General features: G+C 69.4%; 9 protein-coding genes and 1 tRNA gene. 3 read left to right on the forward strand and 7 right to left on the reverse strand.

Going from position 1 to position 17,930, the window contains the following annotated elements:
• Nucleotides 1-700: 700 nt before the first annotated feature.
• Nucleotides 701-7,501 carry a PKD domain-containing protein gene (locus ACFQVD_RS19710; RefSeq protein ID WP_386368596.1) on the forward strand — a complete coding sequence of 2,267 codons (6,801 nt, stop codon included), beginning with the start codon at nt 701-703 and terminating at the stop codon, nt 7,499-7,501.
• Nucleotides 7,502-7,757: 256 nt separating this feature from the next.
• Here the strand turns inward: ACFQVD_RS19710 and ACFQVD_RS19715 are convergent.
• Nucleotides 7,758-7,831: transfer RNA gene (locus tag ACFQVD_RS19715), tRNA-Ile, on the reverse strand.
• 150 nt (nt 7,832-7,981) lie between these two features.
• Here ACFQVD_RS19715 and galK point away from each other — a divergent pair.
• The gene (galK, locus tag ACFQVD_RS19720) at nt 7,982-9,100 is read left to right on the forward strand and encodes a galactokinase (RefSeq protein WP_343976417.1); all 1,119 of its coding nucleotides are present in this window, start codon (nt 7,982-7,984) and stop codon (nt 9,098-9,100) included.
• Nucleotides 9,101-9,110: 10 nt separating this feature from the next.
• Here the strand turns inward: galK and ACFQVD_RS19725 are convergent, their stop codons facing one another.
• Both ACFQVD_RS19725 and ACFQVD_RS19730 read right to left on the reverse strand, forming a co-directional pair.
• Nucleotides 9,111-10,694: a methionine--tRNA ligase gene (locus tag ACFQVD_RS19725; protein WP_343976419.1), complete on the reverse strand. Its 1,584-nt coding sequence runs from the start codon at nt 10,692-10,694 to the stop codon at nt 9,111-9,113.
• 115 nt (nt 10,695-10,809) lie between these two features.
• The gene (locus ACFQVD_RS19730) at nt 10,810-11,382 is read right to left on the reverse strand and encodes a MarR family winged helix-turn-helix transcriptional regulator (protein ID WP_343976423.1); all 573 of its coding nucleotides are present in this window, start codon (nt 11,380-11,382) and stop codon (nt 10,810-10,812) included.
• A 158-nt stretch (nt 11,383-11,540) separates the two neighbouring features.
• On the opposite strand from ACFQVD_RS19730, the gene ACFQVD_RS19735 reads away from it, so the two are divergent.
• A complete protein-coding gene (locus ACFQVD_RS19735; protein ID WP_343976426.1) occupies nt 11,541-12,797 on the forward strand; it encodes an MFS transporter in 1,257 nt (418 codons plus the stop codon).
• On the opposite strand, the gene ACFQVD_RS19740 is transcribed toward ACFQVD_RS19735, so the two are convergent.
• Genes ACFQVD_RS19740 through ACFQVD_RS19755 form a run of 4 tightly spaced genes read right to left on the reverse strand, consistent with a single transcriptional unit; the run spans nt 12,743 to nt 17,922 of the window.
• On the reverse strand, nt 12,743-14,416 hold the full coding sequence (locus ACFQVD_RS19740; RefSeq protein WP_343976430.1) for an ABC transporter ATP-binding protein: 1,674 nt from the start codon (nt 14,414-14,416) through the stop codon (nt 12,743-12,745). The two genes, ACFQVD_RS19735 and ACFQVD_RS19740, sit on opposite strands and share 55 nt — an antisense overlap.
• Nucleotides 14,413-15,282, reverse strand: coding sequence for an ABC transporter permease (locus ACFQVD_RS19745; RefSeq protein WP_343976433.1), 870 nt, complete (start codon nt 15,280-15,282; stop codon nt 14,413-14,415). The genes ACFQVD_RS19740 and ACFQVD_RS19745 overlap by 4 nt, the downstream gene beginning before the upstream one ends.
• A gap of 46 nt (nt 15,283-15,328) precedes the next feature.
• On the reverse strand, nt 15,329-16,300 hold the full coding sequence (locus ACFQVD_RS19750) for an ABC transporter permease (protein ID WP_364149117.1): 972 nt from the start codon (nt 16,298-16,300) through the stop codon (nt 15,329-15,331).
• Nucleotides 16,297-17,922: an ABC transporter substrate-binding protein gene (locus ACFQVD_RS19755; protein ID WP_343976438.1), complete on the reverse strand. Its 1,626-nt coding sequence runs from the start codon at nt 17,920-17,922 to the stop codon at nt 16,297-16,299. Before ACFQVD_RS19755 ends, ACFQVD_RS19750 begins: the two co-directional genes overlap by 4 nt.
• Nucleotides 17,923-17,930 lie beyond the last annotated feature (8 nt).

The raw sequence follows: 17,930 nt of genomic DNA on the forward strand, positions 1-17,930 counted from the left end.
TGAAGCGCGGTCGTCGGTGTGAGCCCCTTCACCCAGCACCCCGACTTCACCCACCTCGATTCCCCCGACTCACTTTCCTGGACCTACCGGACAGCACCTGCGGAAGGCGGGCACACGCGGGCCTGCGCGGGCACGGGAAGGTCAACGGCACCGTCCAGGACACGTACGAGATCATCGCGGTGGACGCGGGCAGAGCAGCCGACCGCATCGACCACCCGATGGTCAAGGTGCGGATCTACGACAACAGCGGTGAACCCGCGCCGATGACCGGCGTCCTCTACGTCAACGGCTGAGCTGGACCCCCACGAGCCTCGAAAACGACGACGAGGCCCGCGAACACCCGGCCTGGAATCGCCGAAAGCTCGGACAACCACCGGGTAGGTCCTCGGACCGGGCCTGGCCCGCCCCGGGCCTGGTCATGTGCGATGTGCGGCGGTGTCCACGGGCCACAAGGTTTCACATGTCACTCACAAGTCCGGCCGCTCATGATCAGCGTTGAATCAACCTGTCCCTATATCAGGAGAACACCTGTCACGAAGTTCCGAACCGTGTTCGCGCCGAGGGCGCACGTAGAGCTGGAACCGTCCGTCTGGTCTTTGTCGTCTCGGGTGCGCAAAGCAGAGCGACACAAGCCGGCGGGCCGAGTCCGGTTGAACCTGTACGCGGTTAGGGAAACCGTTTTTCCTGTCAAGACGGCTGAGTGCTCCGGCACCGGCCGCGATCATGTCGTTATCGAGTATTCGATTCGCTACGCGTCGTGTACTCAACACCCCCCTGGCCATACCTGTCGGGTACGGCCATAGTTTCGGAGCTATCTTTGCTCAAGTTATTCAATCCCGCTTCCGTTCGGCGGATAGCGCTCCCTGTGATCGCCGCACTGGTCGGCGGCGCTCTCGCCATGCCCTTGCCCGCGCTGGCCTCGGCGCCGACTCCGGACCCGAAGACGGCGATTGCGGATGAGTCATTCAAGATCACCGATCTGGGCAGCCTCGACGCCCACTGGGGCAGCTGGCGCTGGAGTGTCGCAGGAATCGACAACTCTGGCCGGGTCGTCGCGAACCTTGGTTCGCCTTCCGGGCTTGGCATCAGTCAGAAGGCCATCGTCATCTCACCTGACGGGACGAGAACCGACGTCAGCACGCTCCTCGGCAACAAGGATCTCCCCAGCTACGCCGAGGCCGTGAACAGCGACGGCAAGGTGCTCGGCTGGTACAAGAAGGAGAGGCGGGGAGACTCTCCCAACCTCGAATTCTCTTACAAAGACGGTACGGTCAAGAAAGGAGACAAACGCCTTTATGGCGTGGTGGCGGTAAACAATAAGGAGCAGATTCTGCATGCGGAATCGATAGTAGACTCCGATGGCTCGAAGCTCAGACTGGAACCACCTGACCTGCCGATATTCCAGGCAGAGGGGATGAACAACAAGGGTTCGGTCGTCGGTTACCTCAACAAAAAAGCTGACATATGGTCGGCGAACGCCTTCCGGACCAAGCCTGGTGAACCCGTAAATCTCGAGCGGGACATGCTGTATTACCAGGATTGGCCTACCACGGCCTACGATGTCAACGACAGAGGCGAGGTAGCCGGCTGGGCGACAAAGATAGAGGACGGCATTCCCCGTAGCGCTCTCCCCGTCATCTGGGACGCGCAAGGCAAACCCCATGTGCAGTACGCCTCCGCCGGGGGCAGAATGTTCGCGATCAACAACAGCGGCGTCGGCGTCGGGGTGCTGTTCAACGAAAACGACCAGAGTCAGGCGGCTCTCTTTTACAACGGTGCGTCCATCGACCTGAGCTTCCTGTCGGAGGAGACACACTTCAAGTATGCCGTCGCCATCAACGACCATAACCAGGTCGTCCTGGTCGGCTATGCCGGGTCAGAGGATCCGGGGGTTAACTACCACCTCTACCTGCTCGATCTGGGCGGGAACCCCGCCATCGAATCGCTCACTCTTGAGACGCAGAAGTACCCGTCCAATGAGTGGGTCCCGGCCGATAGCGTGACCGACGGCAATCAGGTGCGCATCACGGCAAAGGTGAGCAACCCCAGCTCTTTCTCCTTGGATGCGAAGCTCAGCTTCGGCCATGGGGTTGAGAGCGGCGAGAGCGCCACCACGCCGATCGGTAAGGCGATCGAGATTAAGCTCGCCCCGAAGGAAACGGCCACCGTCTCCTACCACTGGTCGACCTCGGGGATTGCCTGGGAAAAAAAGGCACCAAAAATAGAACGCTATCTGAAGGCGTCCCTGAAGGTCGACAGATCTACCCAGAGTTTTCAGGAGAAAAGCTTCAATGTCCTGCCGAAGCCCGTTGTCCTGGTGCATGGCTGGAAGTCCGACGCGAAGAGTTCATGGGACTCCACCAAGTCGATTCTGACCGGGATGCACACCAAGCTGAAGGTGTACGCGGTCGGTGACGGCGCATTCGGCAGCGACGGCGGCACTCTTAGCACCGGTAATCTGCCGGAGCCGTACAAGCGCACCAAGGATTTCTCCGAGAACGTCGCCGAACTGGCAAAGTACGTCGAAAACGTGCGCACGGAAACCGGCGCGTTTCGCGTCGATGTCATCGCGCATTCGATGGGCGGGCTGATCACCCGGGGATACATCCAGGACGGCATGCCGAAAACGCCGGACAAGAGACCGGTGATCAACCGGATGATGCAGATGGGCACCCCGAACAGGGGGACCCCGTGCGCGGACGTGATCGTTTCGCTGTACGCGTGGAGCCCCCTGGGGGTTCCTTACTGGCCGGCCACGCGAGAGAACACCACACCATACGTGCAAGACGTCTTGAACGAGATGTATGTCAATCTCAAGGACGTGGCGCCCTCGAACCTGGTGGGTGTGGGCCGGCCCGTGCCCTGCACCCTGCCCAGCGTCACAGGCTCCACGACGTTCCCCGACGGTGACATGATCGTGCCGCAGTGGAGCGCGCGGTACTACAACGACATGCCGACAACCGGCACGATTCACACGTTGATGACCGGGTCCCAGTCGGACTTCGATTCCTATGTCAAGCCGCGGCTGGCAACGGAGCCGGGTTCGCCCGAGGACGAGGATCTCCTTGAGCTGCAGAAGGAGGCGGCTACCGAATCGGACGCCAAGACGACCCTGAAGGCCGGGGCCTCCGCCGATGGCGGCACGGACCCGGTTTCGCTGTTCGCCACGCCGTCGACCTCGGTGGAGCCGGGGAAGACGGTGGCCGTGCCGCTGGAGGTGCCGCAGGGTTCGGCGTTCGGTGTCACGGCTGTCCTGCCGTCGACGACCGGGTTGCTGCTGCGGGATCCGTCCGGCAAGGCGGTGGCGCAGTACGCGGCGGGCAGTGATGAGGCCAAGCAGCCGATCCAGGGGTTGCGTGTGGGCGCCCCGCAGGCGGGCGCGTGGAAGCTGGAGGTCACGAACACGGCGGCTGAGCCGGTGACGGCCGATCTGGGTGCCTGGGTCGCCGAGAACCCGGTCCAGGTGTCGGTGGTCAAGGCCGACGCCTCTGATGACGGCCGGGTGCGGGTGGTCGCCGAGGTGACCGACGAGAGTCACCCGGTCACCGGTGTGCCGGTGCGGGCCGTCGCGATCGGTAAGGACGGTGCGCGTCACGAGCTGGCGTTGAAGGACGACGGCGACAGCGATGACGGTGCGGCCGGTGACGGTGTGTACGGCGCCAGGTCCGATGCGCTTCCCGATGATGTGTACTCCATCGTGGTGAAGGCCGACACCGCCAAGGGGCCGCGCACCGCGCAGTCGCTGGTCGAGGTGAAGAAGCCGGACCTGCGCGAGTTCGAGCTGTCGCTGTCGGCCGAGCCCGGTGGTTCGGTGTCGGCGTCGCCGGACCAGGCGACCTACCGGGCCGGGAGCAAGGTGAAGGTGACCGCGACTCCCGAGGCCGGGCGTGTCCCGATCGGTTGGGAGGTCGATGGTGAGGTGCGGGGTCCGGGTGCGCTGACACTGACGATGGACCGGGCGCACACCGTGACGGCGCGGTTCGGCACCTTCAAGGTGACCGAGCTCGGCACGCTGCCCGGCCAGGATCCCTCCAGGACCGAGGCGTGGGGGCTCAACGACCGCGGCCAGGTCGCGGGCAGGGTGTACGGCAAGGATGGCAAGTGGCGCGCGGTGCGCTGGCAGGACGGCAAGGCCACCGAGCTGAGCGGCCTGGCCTGTAGCGACGACGCGGTCAGGTGCGAGACCGGCGCCTTGGGCATCAACGAGGCCGGGGATGTGTCCGGCTCGGCCGTGGCCTCGGTGAACGGCCGCAACACCCGGCACGCCGTGGTCTGGTCCGACGACGGTTCCATCACCGATCTGCAACCGGGCTACAGCTCGTCGAGATCGAACGCCGTCGCCATCGCGTTGAACGACAACGGCGAGGTGTTCGGCAATGCCGGTCTGCTCGATTACGTGACGTGGTACGGGGGGGCCGCGGTCGCGCTGCCTGCCGAGTTCGATACAGGCGTCGGCTACATACCCGAGACCATGCAGGACTCTACCCCGCATATCAACGCCGCTGGTGCGATCGCGGGTGCGTACACGCTCAGCCGGGATACCAACGGTCTTCCCAGGGACACGGCGCCGGCGGTCTACGCCGACGGTGTGCTGACCAGGCTCCCGGGCACGGTCGAGGGATGCGCCGTGACCGGTGGCAAGGCGAGCGATCTGAACAACACCGGTCTGGTGGTCGGCACGTTGCGGTGCGGCAGCTCCGAGAACAAGACGATCAAGCGCGCCATGGTGTGGAAGGACGGCAAGCCGGTCGATCTGGGTTCGGGTGAGGCGAACGCGGTCAATGACAACGGGGTGATCGTCGGTTTCGAGCCGGGCAAGTTCCTCGACTCGAACCGGTCGCTGGTGATGTGGGTGGACGGCACGCGGTATCCGCTGACGGACAAGCTGTCTCGGCCGTGGTGCCCGGAGGACGCCTTGAAGACGACCTCGCCGTGTGCGGGCATGTGGAACGTACGGAATGTCAATTCCTCGGGGCAGATCCTGGTACAGGGGTTTGTGCGTGACCGCTCGCCGGACGGGGACGGGTTCGTCCAGCAGGAGCGGTCGTTGCTGCTGACTCCCAGTCCCGCCCGGGCGGATCTGGAGGTCACGCACAGCGTGTCGCCGGCCGAGCCGGGGCCGGGGTCGACGGTGACCTGGACGGCCACCGTGACCAACAAGGGGCCGGATGCCGCGACCGATGTGCGGCTGGATGTGGCCGTCCCCAACACTGCCGGTGCTAGCACGTGTGAGACCTACCGGGGTCTGTGCACGCCGATCAAGGGTGGGCACCGTAACACGGTCAAGGTGTTGGAGCCTGGCTGGTCGGCCACGGTGAAGGTGAGTGCCACGGTGCCGGCGGATGCCGCCGACGGGACCGAACTCCAGGCCGGTGCCCACGGCTACAGCCTGGAGGTGACCGACCCCAAGCCGGACGACAACAGCGCGACGGCGACGGCGACGGTCCGGCCCTGGCTGGACAAGGCCGGGATCCTCTGGACGGATCCGGTACAGGTCGGATCGACCAGCCAGCCGATCAAGGCGACGCTGACCAACCGGGGCAGCGAGCCGATGCAGATCAAGACGATCACGGCCGAGGGCCCGTTCGGGCGGGGCGAGCACTGCCCGGTCGAGCTGGCGGTGGGCGCCAAGTGCTCTGTTGATGTGACCTTCACCCCGGACAAGGAAGGGGACGCGGCTGGGAAGCTGACCTTCACCACCGTCACCATGCCCGGTGACTCCGACCGTCCCGACACCGGATATCCCGAAGACCCCTTCCCCCTGCCCGGCGCAGGCGCCTCGGGCACCGGGGAAACCTCGGGAACCGAGGAGGCCCCCGAGGAGGAGGGCACCGAGGTCGTCTACACGATGACATTGGCCGGTCGCGGCGTCCTCAAGACCAACGCCGAACCGGTCGTCGAGGTCCCCGCGGAGCCGTTGAAGGCCACGGTGGGCAAGCCGTTCACCCTGAAGATCCCCTTCACCGACGCCGACGCCGAGGACACCCACACCGCGAAGGTGGCGTGGGGAGACGGGCCCCCGGTGGAGGCCGTGGTGACCCAGCGGCCCGGTGGCGGCACCGTCGAAGTGACCCGCACGTTCACCGCCCCGCGCACCGGCACCGCGATGGTGATGGTCTACGACAGCGGTGGCGCCCTCGGGGCGGCCGGCGTGCCGTATGTCATCGAGGAGGAGGCGCCGAACACGGCGCCGGTGGTGACGGCCGGGCCGGACGTCGAGATCGCGACCGGGAAGAAGTTCCAGCGCGTCGTATCGTTCTCCGACCCCGGTTCCACCTCGTGGACGGCGACCGTCGACTACGGCGACGGTTCGGGCGTCACGCCGGTGACCGTCACCGGTCAGGAGATCGCGCTGGAGCACACCTGGGGCGCCACCGGGACCTACCCGGTCACGGTGACGGTCCGTGACGACGGCGGCCTTTCGTCCACGGCGACGTTCACCGCCACCGTGGTCACCGAGTCGACGCCAAACCAGGCTCCCCGGGTCACGGTGGATGAGACGACGTACCCCGTCGAGGCGGGCAGCGTCTGGAGCACGCCGGGCTCGTTCACCGATCCCGACTCCACCGCCTGGACCTACATGGTGGACTACGGGGACGGGGCGGGGCCGCAGCCGCTGACTCTGACCGCGGGGCAGATCAAGCTCCAGCACGTGTATCAGTCGGCCGGGGAGTACACGGTCGTGCTGACGGTCACCGACGACAAGGGCGCCGCGGGCAGCGCCCAGGTCACCGTGAACGTCACCAACGCCGTCCCCGAGGTGACCTTCGAGCAGCCGGTCACGGCCGTGGCAGTGGGGGCCGAGGTCAAGCTGAACGCCACCTTCACCGATCCGGGTGGCGCCGATGTCCACACCGCTGTCTGGAGCGTCGGCGGCACGCCGGTGCCCGCGGCCCTGGCCGGCCCCGCCAAGAGCACGGGCAAGAACGCGGGCAAGAAGGCAAGTAAGAGCACGGGCATGGTCACCGGGTCGCACGTGTTCACCAAGCCCGGCCGTTACCCGATCTCGCTGACCGTGACCGACAACCACGGTGGCCGTGCCACTGCCGACACGGTCGACGGGGAGCAGGTCTACATCGAGGTCTACGACCCGGCCACGGCCGTGGCCGGTGACGGCAGCATCGAGGTGCCCGCCGGTTCCTGTCGGCTGGAGGGTGTCTGCGGCAAGGAGGGCAGCGCCACCTTCACCCTCTCGGCCCGCTATCCGGGCAAGGCCACCAAGCCCACCACCGGCCTGACCTTCAACGCCCCCGGATTCAAGATGCGCGGCACCTCGGCCACAGCGCTGGTCGCCGACGGCAGTACCGCTGTCCTGCGCGGAAACGGGAAGGTCAACGGCACCATCGAGGTGACCTATGAGATCACCGCGGTCGACTCCGGCAAACCGGCCGACCGCACCGACCAGTTGACGATCAAGGTATGGAAGAAGAAGGGTGAACTGATCTACGACAACAGCGGCAAGCCATCACCGGTGAACGGCGTCATCCGTATCAGCGGCTGACCCGTTAACCACAGAACGTGTGGGCCGGCCGGTCATCCGGCCGGCCCACACCGGTTTCGGCCCGGCCGTCGCCGCGAGCAGGCAGGCCGTGATCGTCCACGGTTTCCACCGCGTACACCGGGGCCGCGCGGTCGGCACGTATTCGGCGCGGCCAGCCGCGAACGATCGGTGACAGCCATGGACAGCCGGACATGACAAAAGCGCCCTCGACCGCGAACACGCAGGTCAGGGGCGCTTTTCGGGTGATCACCAGGGGTAGGGCGGGCGGGACTCGAACCCGCGACCCAGGGATTATGAGTCCCCTGCTCTAACCGGCTGAGCTACCGCCCCTCGTGCACACCGTACTGCGGCATTCAACCAAACGTGGGCGCTGTTCGCACACTTGCCGGGCGGGACGGGTTCAAGATGTGACCTTTGGCGGAACCCGGCTCCGGGGGACTCGCTACCCTGACGGTGAACCCTGTTGAGGAGTGTTGGATCATGCGCGTTGTTGAAGCTTTCCGGGAGTCGTACGGAACGGAGCCCGCCGGGGTGTGGCACGCGCCGGGGCGGGTCAACCTGATCGGGGAGCATACCGACTACAACGACGGATTCGTGCTGCCGTTCGCGGTGCCGTGGGGGGTGACCGCGGCGGTCTCGCCGCGCGAGGACGGGGTGATCCGGCTGCGGTCGTTGCAGGTGGACGAGCCGGTCACGCTCGCGACGCCCGACCAGGCCGAGGGCTGGACCCGCTACGTGGCCGGGATGTTCTGGGTGCTCCGCGGGGCCGGGCACCAGGTCGGAGGCGCGGATGTGGTGATCGACGGGGACGTGCCCCAGGGGGCGGGGCTGTCGTCGAGCGCGGCGCTTGAGGTGGTCGTCGGTATCGCGCTGAACGAGCTGTACGAGCTCGGCCTCACCAAGATGGAGGTCGCACTGGCCGCGCAGAAGGCCGAGAACGACTTCGTGGGCATGCCGTGCGGGATCATGGACCAGGCGGCCTCGGCCCTCGCGGAGGAGGGAAAGGCCCTGTTCATGGACTGCCGGAGCCTCAGCACCAGGAACATCCCGTTCGACCTGGCGAGCCACGGCCTCCAGTTGCTCATCATCAACACCGGGGTGCGCCACGAGCTCCCCGACGGGCAGTACGCCCGCCGCCGCCGTGACTGCGAGAACGCCGCGAAGCACCTGGGCCTGGACGCGCTGCGCGACATCACCGACCTGGGTGGCGCCCTCGCCAGGCTGAGCGGCGACGAGCGCAGGCGCACCCAGCACGTGGTGACGGAGAACCACCGGGTCGAGGCGGTGATCGGGCTGTTGCGGGCCGGGGCGGTACGGGAGATCGGCGCCCTGCTGAACGCCTCCCACCTGTCGCTGCGCGATCAGTTCGAGGTGTCCTGCGCCGAGCTGGACGTGGCCGTGGAGTCGGCGGTCAGGGGCGGTGCCCGGGGGGCCCGGATGACCGGCGGCGGGTTCGGCGGCTCGGCGATCGCACTGGTCACCGACGAGCGGGTGGAGTCCGTGCGGGAGGCCGTCACCCGTGCCTACGCCGAACACGGCTGGGCCGCACCGGAGATCTATCCGGCGCCCCCGGCGGCGGGAGCCCGGCGACTGATCTGAGCGACCCGCCTCACCCGCCGGACCTCCTCGCGGGAACGGTGTCCGAGTGCGGCGAGGGTACGGATGACGTCAGCCGCTGTTCCACGCGGGCCGGGGCGGGGCCCCGGGGGCGGTGGTGCGGGAAGAGCGGGACCGGGTCGGCGAGCCGCTCTCCCCGGCACTGGCCGGCGATCCGCGCCGAGGCGTCCGGGAGGAAGGGGGCCAGCAGGTCCGCCAGTTCCCGGCAGGTGGCGACCAGGGTGCCGAGGACCGCGTCGAGCCGGGGCGAGCCCTCGCGGGCGAGGCGCCACGGCTCGGTGCGGTTGACGTACCGGTTGGCCTCCTCGGCGACCGCGTAGACGGCGGCGGTGGCCGCGCGGAAGTCGAACGCCTCCAGGGCCTCGTGCACCGCGCCTCGGGCCTTGCCTCTGACCTCGTCCAGAGCCGTCTCACGCTCCTCGGGCACGATCCCGCCCCGGTAGCGGTGGACCATGCTGACCACCCGGTTGACGAGGTTGCCCAGCCCGTCGGCCAGCTCGCCGTCGTGGCGGGCGATGAGCCGCCTCGCGGTGAAGTCGACGTCGCCGACCCTGGGCACCTCGCGCAGCAGCCACCACCTGACCGCGTCCACGCCGTAGGCCTCGACGAGCCCGATCGGGTCGACGGCCGAGAGCTCTGTTCCCGTAGGGCCGTCACCGGAGTGGCCGGGACCGCCGGAGAGGGCCGATTTGCTGATCTTCCGGCCGTCCACGGTCAGGTAGTCGTGGACCAGGATGTCCGTCGGCGGCACCTCCCCCGCCGAGAGCAGCATCGCCGGCCAGTAGACCGCGTGGAAGCGCAGGACGCCCTTGCCGAGCACGTGGATCCGCCGGTCGGCGCCGGACCACCAGTCGTCGTGCTCTCCTTTCGCGTAGTCCAGCGCGGTCAGGTAGTTGCCGAGCGCGTCCCACCACACGTAGATCACCTGTCCGGGATCGCCCGGCACCGGGATGCCCCAGCCGCGCGCCCGCGCCTGGGAACGGGAGACGCTGAAGTCGGACAACCCCGCGGCGATGAAGGCCAGGATCTCGTTGCGGCGCTCGGCGGGCTCGACGCGAATGCGGCCGCTGTCGATCAGGCCGTACAGCTCGTCGCGGTAGCGGGACAGGCGGAAGAACCAGTTCTCCTCGGACACCCGCTGGAGCGGGGCGTCGTGCTCGGGGCACTGCTCGTCGGACGGGTAGAACTGCTCGCAGCCGACGCAGTAGAGGCCCTCGTAGTGCCTGCGGTACAGGTCGGCGGAGCAGGCCCGCCAGAACCGCTCGACGCCGGGCCGGTGCCGGGGGTCGGCGCTGGTCCGGATGAAGTCGTCGTAGGAGAGCGAGAGCGGTCCCGCCAGCCGGGCGAACTCGGCGGCGTTGCGGTCGACGAGATCCCGTACGGCGATCCCCTCGGCCTCGGCGGCCCGCACGTTCTTGAGCGAGTTGTCGTCGGTGCCCGTCTGGAACCTGACCTCGTCGCCGAGCAGGCGGTGGTGCCTGGCGAGCACGTCCACCTGAACGAGCTCCAGGGCGAAGCCCAGGTGGGGACGGGCGTTGACGTACGGGATGGTCGTGGTGAGCAGGATTCGGGACATCGGAACCTCCGCTGGAGCCCGAAAACAGATCGAGGCCCCGTTTCAGGGCCTCAAGAAGACGTCAGGTGACCCCGGCTGCGGGGAAGAGCATCACCAGGAAGGTCATGCTCTCATGCTAACCACCCGTTCCCCGTTTCGACATGCGGTTTTCCGCGTCCGGGCCTGACGGCCAGTCGGGCATGAGCGGCGGTCCGTCCGCCTCCGCCGCGCGGACCATCCGGCGCAGCAGGTCGTCGAGGAGCTCACGGTCGCCGGGGTCGAGCGGGGCGAGCAGGGCCTGCTCCTCCAGGCCGCCGTCGTCCATCCGCTCCTGCCAGATCGCGCGCCCGGCCGGGGTCAGCGCGACGAGCAGGCGGCGGCGGTCGCCGGGGTCGTGCACGCGGTCGACGTATCCGGCCTGCTCCAGCCGGTCGAGCCGGTTGGTCATCGTGGCCGGGTGGGTGTCGAGCCACTCGGCCAGCAGCGACGGAGTCGCCCGGTAGGGCGGCCCGGCCGCGACCAGGTGGTGCAGGACCTGGAACTCCCAGTGCTTGAGTCCTCCGGCGGCCAGCCACCTGTCCTTGTTGCGCCTGAGCAGCCGCACGATCATCTGCATCCGGGTGAAGATCCCCTCGATCTGCGGGTCGAGGTCGGACAGCTCCCTGGACCAGTGCGTGATGTGCCGATCGACGGAGTCAGGCTCTGACATGCCCACAGGGTAACGCGGTCCTCGCCGCGGCGACCGGGCTCGGCCCCGGCGGCCCTGGCGGGCCGGTGCACCGATGCCTCCCCGGCATCACGCGGCGCTCCGCCGGTCCTTCATTTATACGGATGCATATATTTTGGTTTCGTAGTAATTTCGCCCCCATGACCCCCCTGCGAGACTCCTGGGCCCCCTTACGGGACCCCCGCTTCCGCCTGCTGTGGGCCGGCCAGACCCTGTCGAGCCTCGGCGACTCCGTCACCTCGGTGGCCCTCGCGCTGGCGATCGTCACCGCGACCGGCTCGGTCACCGACCTCGGGGTGGTGCTGGCCGCCCAGTCGATCGCCATGGTGACGCTGATGCTGCCCGGCGGCGTCTGGGCCGACCGGCTGCCACGCCGTCGCGTGATGATCGGCGCGGACGTGGTCTGCGGCCTCGCCCACGCCGCCATGGGCGTCGAGCTGGTCACCGGCACCGTCGACATCGTCCACCTGGCGGTGCTGGCCGCGATCTCCGGTGCCGGTTCCGCGTTCTTCCGGCCCGCCACGACCGGTCTGGTGCCCGCCACCGTGGCGGCCGAGCACCTCCCAGGGGCCAACGCGCTCATGGCGATCGCCCAGCGCGGGTCCATACTGCTCGGCCCCGGAATCGCCACCGCCCTCGCGCTGACCGCCGGACCCGGCTGGGCGTTGCTGCTGGACGCCGCGACCTTCGCCGCCAGCGCGGTGCTGCTCGGCCGCCTCCGGCTCGGGCCGATCCCGCCGGTGCCGCACGAGCGGTTCGCCAGGCAGCTCGCCGAGGGCTGGGCGCTGCTGCGCGGCCACCGGTGGTACTGGACGAACCTCATCGGCCACTCACTGTGGAACCTGGCCCGCTGCGCCCTGATCACGATCGGGCCGGTGATCGCCGTCACGGGCCTCGGCGGCGAACTCGCCTGGGGCACGATCGTGCAGGGCGGCACGGTCGGCGCCCTCTGCGGCGCACTGCTGGCACTCCGGGCGAGGCCCCGGCGCCCCCTGGTGGTGGCCAACATCGCGCTCGCGCTCGGCGCACTCCCTCTGGTCCTGCTCGCCGCCGGCGCGCCCGCGCTCGCCGTCGCGGTGGCCTACGGGCTGGCGACCGGTGGCCTGGCGTTCATGTCCCCGCTCTGGGAGACGGCCGTGCAGGAACACATCCCCACCGAGGCGATCTCCCGGGTGTCCGCGTACGACTGGCTGCTCTCCCTCGGGCTGACGCCGCTCGGCATGGCCCTGGCCGGACCGTTGGCCGGCGTGACGGGCGCGGCGACCACCCTCTACGGGGCGGCGGCGCTGCTGGCCGTCTCCTGCCTGGGCGTGCTGCTCCTGCCCGACGTCCGCGGCCTTGGTCAGGGTCCGGCGGAGACCAGCTTGGGCACCGCGCCGAGCAACTCGCGGGTGTAGTCGTGCTGGGGCAGGAAGAACACCTCGTCCACGTACCCCTCCTCCACGACCCACCCGGCGCGCATGACCAGCACCCGGTCCGCGACGTGGTGGACCACCCCCAGGTCGTGCGAGATGAAGATCATCGCGGTCCCGTCCGCCGCCTGGATCTCCGCGAGCAGATCGAGGACCTGTGCCTGGATCGACACGTCCAGCGCGGAGACCGGTTCGTCGCAGACGAGCACGTCGGGGCGGGTGGCCAGCGCCCTGGCGATGGCCACCCGCTGGCGCTGGCCGCCCGACAGGCGCCGGGGATGGTGTCCCGCGACATCGGCCGGTAGCCCGACCCGGTCGAGCAACTCGGCCACCCGGTCCTTCCGCCACGAGGCCGGGGCCCCGCGACGGGAACCGCTCCCGAAAGAGGCCCCGCGGTGGGATCCGCTCCCGGAGGAGGCGCCGCGGAGCGGTTCGGCGACCAGGCGGCCCACCGTGTAGCGGGGGTCGAACGACCCGAGCGGGTTCTGGGAGATCACCTGGATCCGGGACCTGCGGGTGCGTCGTCCGCGCTCGGGGATGCCCGACCAGGGCTCACCTCCCAGCAGCACCTCTCCCGAGGTGGGTTCGAGCAGGCCGAGGACGAGCCGGGCCACCGTGGTCTTGCCGGAACCGGACTCCCCCACGATGCCGAGCGTCTCGCCGGGAAAGACCTCGAAGGACACGTCGTCGACCACGGTGCGCGAGCCGTACGCGGCGGAGAGCCCCGAGGCCTCCAGAATCGGCGCGGCGTGGTCCACGGTCCGCTCCGGCAGCGGGGTGCGCAGCGCGACGCCCCCGGCGGCGATGGCGGACAGCCGGGTGCCACGCGAGATCGCGGAGGGTACGGCCGCGAGCAGCAGCCTGGTGTAGTCGTGCCGGGGCAGCGCCAGCACCCGCCCCGTCTCCCCCTCCTCGACGATCACCCCGTCCTTCATGACCAGTACCCGGTCGGCGATGGCGGAGACCACGGCGAGGTCGTGACTGATCATGAGCAGTGCGGTCCCGGTGGCCTTGCGGGCGGCGAGCAGGCGCAGGATCTGGGCCTGTACGGTGACGTCGAGCGCCGTCGTCGGCTCGTCGGCGATGATCAGTGGTGGGTCGGCGGCGATGGCGGAGGCGATCAGGGCCCGCTGGCGCAGCCCCCCGGACAGCTGGTGGGCGTACTGCCGGGCGCGCACCTCCGGTTCCGGCACCCCGACCGCGTCCAGCAGCTCGATCACCCTTTCCCTCCTGGCCGCGCGAGGTACGACATCGTGGGTGGCGAGCACCTCGGCGATCTCGTCGCCGACGGTGCGGAGCGGGTCCAGCGAGGTCAGCGCGTCCTGGAGCACCAACCCGGCGAACCGGCCGCGCAGCCGCCGCCAGTCCCGGGCGCCGAACCCGAGCGCGTCCCGGCCGTCGACCGTGAACCGGGAGGCGGTGACCGAGGCGCCGGGGCCGGTCAGCCCGACCAGTGTCCTGGCCGTGACGCTCTTGCCCGAACCCGACTCCCCGACGATCGCCACGCACTCGCCGGCCTCGATCGACAGGCTCACCCCCCGTACGGCCTCCACCCCGGCCCCGGGGAAGCCGACCCGCAGGTCCTCGATGTCGATGAGGCTCATCGGTCTCTCCCTTCGAAACGGCGCTGCAGGCGGCGCCCGACGAGCGTCAGGCTGATGACGGTCAGGGTGACGGAGAGCCCGGGGAAGAGCACGGTCCACCAGGCGACGCGCAGGTAGTCACGGGCCTCCGACAGCATCGAGCCCCACTCGGGGCTGGGCGGCTGCGGCCCCATGCCGAGGAAACTGAGACCGGAGGTGGCGATGATGGCGGTGCCCATGCCGATCGTGGCGAGCACCGGCAGCGGACCCAGCACGTTGGGCAGCACATGGCGCGCGACCAGCACCGGCCTGGCCAGGCCGAAGGTGACCGCCTGCTCCACGTAGCCGGAGCGGCGCACCACGAACGTCTGGGCACGGATCACCCGGGCGTAGTTGGGGATCTGCGCGATGCCGATCGCGAGGATCACGTTGCCGGTTCCCGGACCGGTGACGGCGATGACCAGCAGGGCGAGCAGCAGTTCCGGAAAGGTGGCCACCACGTCGAACAGGCGGCCGAGCAGCTCGTCGAGGTAGCGGGGGGACAGCCCGGCCAGGACACCCAGCAGGGCCCCCGCCCCGGCTGCGAGGCCGATGGCCGCGGCGCCGATGCTCAACGAGTGCCCGGCGCCGTGGACGACGCGCGACAGCACGTCACGGCCGAGGTGGTCGGTGCCGAACCAGTGCTCGGCGCTCGGCCCGGCGAGCGCGTGCAGCGGGTCGGCGGCCAGCGGGTCGACGCCGGTCAACAGGCCGGGCGCGACGGCGGCGACCGCGGCCACCGCCAGGAACAGCAGCGGCACCGCCGACGGCACCCTGAAGGCGTACCTGCGCCGCACCGGAACGGGGGCCGCGGTCACGACACCGGGAATCTCGGCGACCGTCGTCATCGGCTCCTCCCCGGACGGTACGGCGGCCGGGGCACCATCGGCATCTTCATCTGCTCCTCCTCAGGCGGGGGTCGATCGCGAGGTAGGCGAGGTCGACGATCGTGCTGGCCGTCACGTAGACGAGGGCGGAGATCAGCACGACCGCCATCACCAGGGGCAGGTCCTTGCTGTTCACCGCGCCGACGGTGACCTGGCCGAGCCCGGGGCGGCCGAACACGGCCTCCACGATGATCGCGCCGCCGAGCAGGGCGCCGGTGAACCAGCCGGTGAGGGTGACGGCGGGGAGCAGCGCGTGCCGCAGAGCGTGCCCGGCGACGAGCCGCCACTCGGTGATGCCGCGCGAGCGCGCGGTCACCGCGAACGGCTCCTCCAGCGCGCGTTCCAGGCCCTCGCGGAGCACCTGCCCGAGCACCCCCGCGATCTGCAGGCCGAGCGCCAGTCCCGGCAGTACGAGCGAGACGAACCCCCGGTCCCCGGAGACGGGGAACCAGCCGAGGGTGAAGGAGAAGACGGCGAGCAGCAGGATGCCGACGAGGAACGGCGGCACCGAGACGACGGCCAGTTCGGAGAGCCCGACCAGACCGCCGAGCCAGGACCGGCGCCCGGCGGTGGCCAGGGCGAGCACCAGGGCGAGCAGCACCCCGAAGGCCGCGGCGGTGAGCGCCAGCTGGACCGTCGGCCAGATCTGGGAGGCCAGGATCTCCCCCACACCGCGCTGCAGGACGTAGGAGTGGCCCAGGTCGCCCTGGAGGAGGCGGAGCAGGTAGTCGCCGTACTGCTGGAGCGGTGAGCGGTCCAGTCCCCACTCGGCGATGATCTGCGCCCGCCGCTCGGGGGTGTCGAGGCCGTCGCCGATCAGCACGTCGATCGTGTCTCCGGGGGCGAGCATCAGCGCGAGGTAGGCCGCGGTGGCGGCGGCCCAGAGCACGGCGACGCCCGCTCCGAGCCGCCTGGCCACCGGGCCGAGCCACCCGGCGGCGGCCAGCCCCCGCCGCCGGGTGAGTGTGAGGGTGCTCATGTCCCGATCCGGACGTCGTAGGCACTGTTGGGGGTGCCGGAGACCGGCTCGAAGGTGATGCCGGTGACACCCGCGCCGTAGGCGATCTGGTCGGCGGGCACGTACAGCGGGAGCAGCAGTGCCTCGTCCGTGACCACGATCTTCTGCACCTTGGCGTAGAGCTCCTTGCGCTCGGCGAGGTCGGAGGTCGCCGACGCGTCGGTGAGCAGCCTGTCCAGCTCCGCGCTCTCGTACCTCGTACGGTTGATCGCCGCGCCCTTCGGCAGGATCAGGTTGAGCGCCGCCCCGACGTCGGTGTCGCCGCGCGAGTTCTCGAAGATCTCGTACTCGTTCTCGTCGGCGGCCTGCTGCGCGGTGCCCTGGTCCACGAGCTTGATCTGGAAGTCGATGCCCGCGTGTCGCTTGACCGCCGCCTGGACGGCCTGGGCGAGGACGTCACGGCGGTCGCGGACGAACGGCGCGGCGCTGACCGTGCGGACCGTCAGCCGCCTGCCGTCCTTGACCCGGTAGCCCTCGGCGTCACGTCCGTTCCAGCCGGCCTCGTCGAGCAGCCTGTTGGCCCGCGCCGGGTCGTTGCCGAAGGTGTTCTCCAGCGAGGGGTCGTAGAACCGCGGGCTGCCCTGGCCGATGACGCTCCAGGCTCGCTTGGCGGTGCCCCGGTAGACGGAGTCGAGCACGGCGTCCACGTCGACGGCGTCGCGGAACGCCTCACGGACCCGCTTGTCGTCGAACGGGGGGCGGGAGACGTTGAAGTAGTAGGAGAACGCGCTGCCGGAGTTGAGGCTGGTCTCCAGCGTCAGCTCCGGGTCGCCCTTGATGAGGCCGATCTCGGTGGCGGGCACGCCCTCGATCACCTGTACCTGCCCGGAGGTGAGCGCGCCGACCCGCACCGCCGCCTCGGGCAGGAAGCGGTAGGTGACCTCGGCCAGGTGTGCCGGCCCCTGGTGGGCGGCGCCGGCGGGCGGCCAGTCGTAGTTCGGGTTGCGCCGGTAGTGGACCTCCTGGCCGGGAGTGAACCGGTCGAGGATGAACGGCCCGGTGCCGACCACGTCGACCCCGCCCGCCTTGAGGTCCTTGGCGTTCTTCAGCGACTTCGGGGAGACCTGGCCGGCGAGCGGGGAGGAGAGGAAGTCCAGGAACAGTCCGTCCGGGGCCTTCAGCGTGACCTTCAGGGTGTACGGGGCGCTCACCTCGGCGTGGTCGAAGTTGCGCAGCTGGATGGCGCTGACCGCCGCGTTGTAGCCGGGCGAGACGAGCTGGTCGAGGTTGGCCTTCACCGAGGCGGCGTCGAACCTCTCACCGTCGTGAAAGGTCACGTCGTCGCGGAGCTCGAAGGTGTAGGTCAGGCCGTCCTTGGAGACCTGCCAGGAGGTGGCCAGCCACGGCAGGAAATCGCCGTTCGCGCCTCGGGCGATCAACGCGTCGAACTGGTTGTGGACCAGCAGGCGCGCCTTGTTCTGGCCCCACTGGTGCGGGTTGAAGGTGATCGGCTGCGTCTCGACGGCCCAGACGAGCGACCCTCCGTCGCCGCCGGCCGCCACGGCCGGGGCCCCGCTCTCGGCTCCGCACGCCGCCAGCGCCAGCACCCCGGCGAGGGTCAGGGCGCCCCATCGCAACTTCACTCTCTTCT

The sequence above is a fragment of the Streptosporangium amethystogenes subsp. fukuiense genome (assembly GCF_042665875.1).
GTDB lineage: Bacteria > Actinomycetota > Actinomycetes > Streptosporangiales > Streptosporangiaceae > Streptosporangium > Streptosporangium fukuiense.

Bases quoted from the DNA above. Each gene is read 5' to 3' on its own strand.
- ACFQVD_RS19730 (WP_343976423.1), bottom strand. From the start codon at position 11,382: ATGTCAGAGCCTGACTCCGTCGATCGGCACATCACGCACTGGTCCAGG.
- ACFQVD_RS19745 (WP_343976433.1), bottom strand. From the start codon at position 15,282: ATGACGACGGTCGCCGAGATTCCCGGTGTCGTGACCGCGGCCCCCGTT.
- ACFQVD_RS19750 (WP_364149117.1), bottom strand. From the start codon at position 16,300: ATGAGCACCCTCACACTCACCCGGCGGCGGGGGCTGGCCGCCGCCGGG.
- ACFQVD_RS19740 (WP_343976430.1), bottom strand. From the start codon at position 14,416: ATGAGCCTCATCGACATCGAGGACCTGCGGGTCGGCTTCCCCGGGGCC.
- ACFQVD_RS19735 (WP_343976426.1), top strand. From the start codon at position 11,541: ATGACCCCCCTGCGAGACTCCTGGGCCCCCTTACGGGACCCCCGCTTC.
- ACFQVD_RS19725 (WP_343976419.1), bottom strand. From the start codon at position 10,694: ATGTCCCGAATCCTGCTCACCACGACCATCCCGTACGTCAACGCCCGT.
- galK (WP_343976417.1), top strand. From the start codon at position 7,982: ATGCGCGTTGTTGAAGCTTTCCGGGAGTCGTACGGAACGGAGCCCGCC.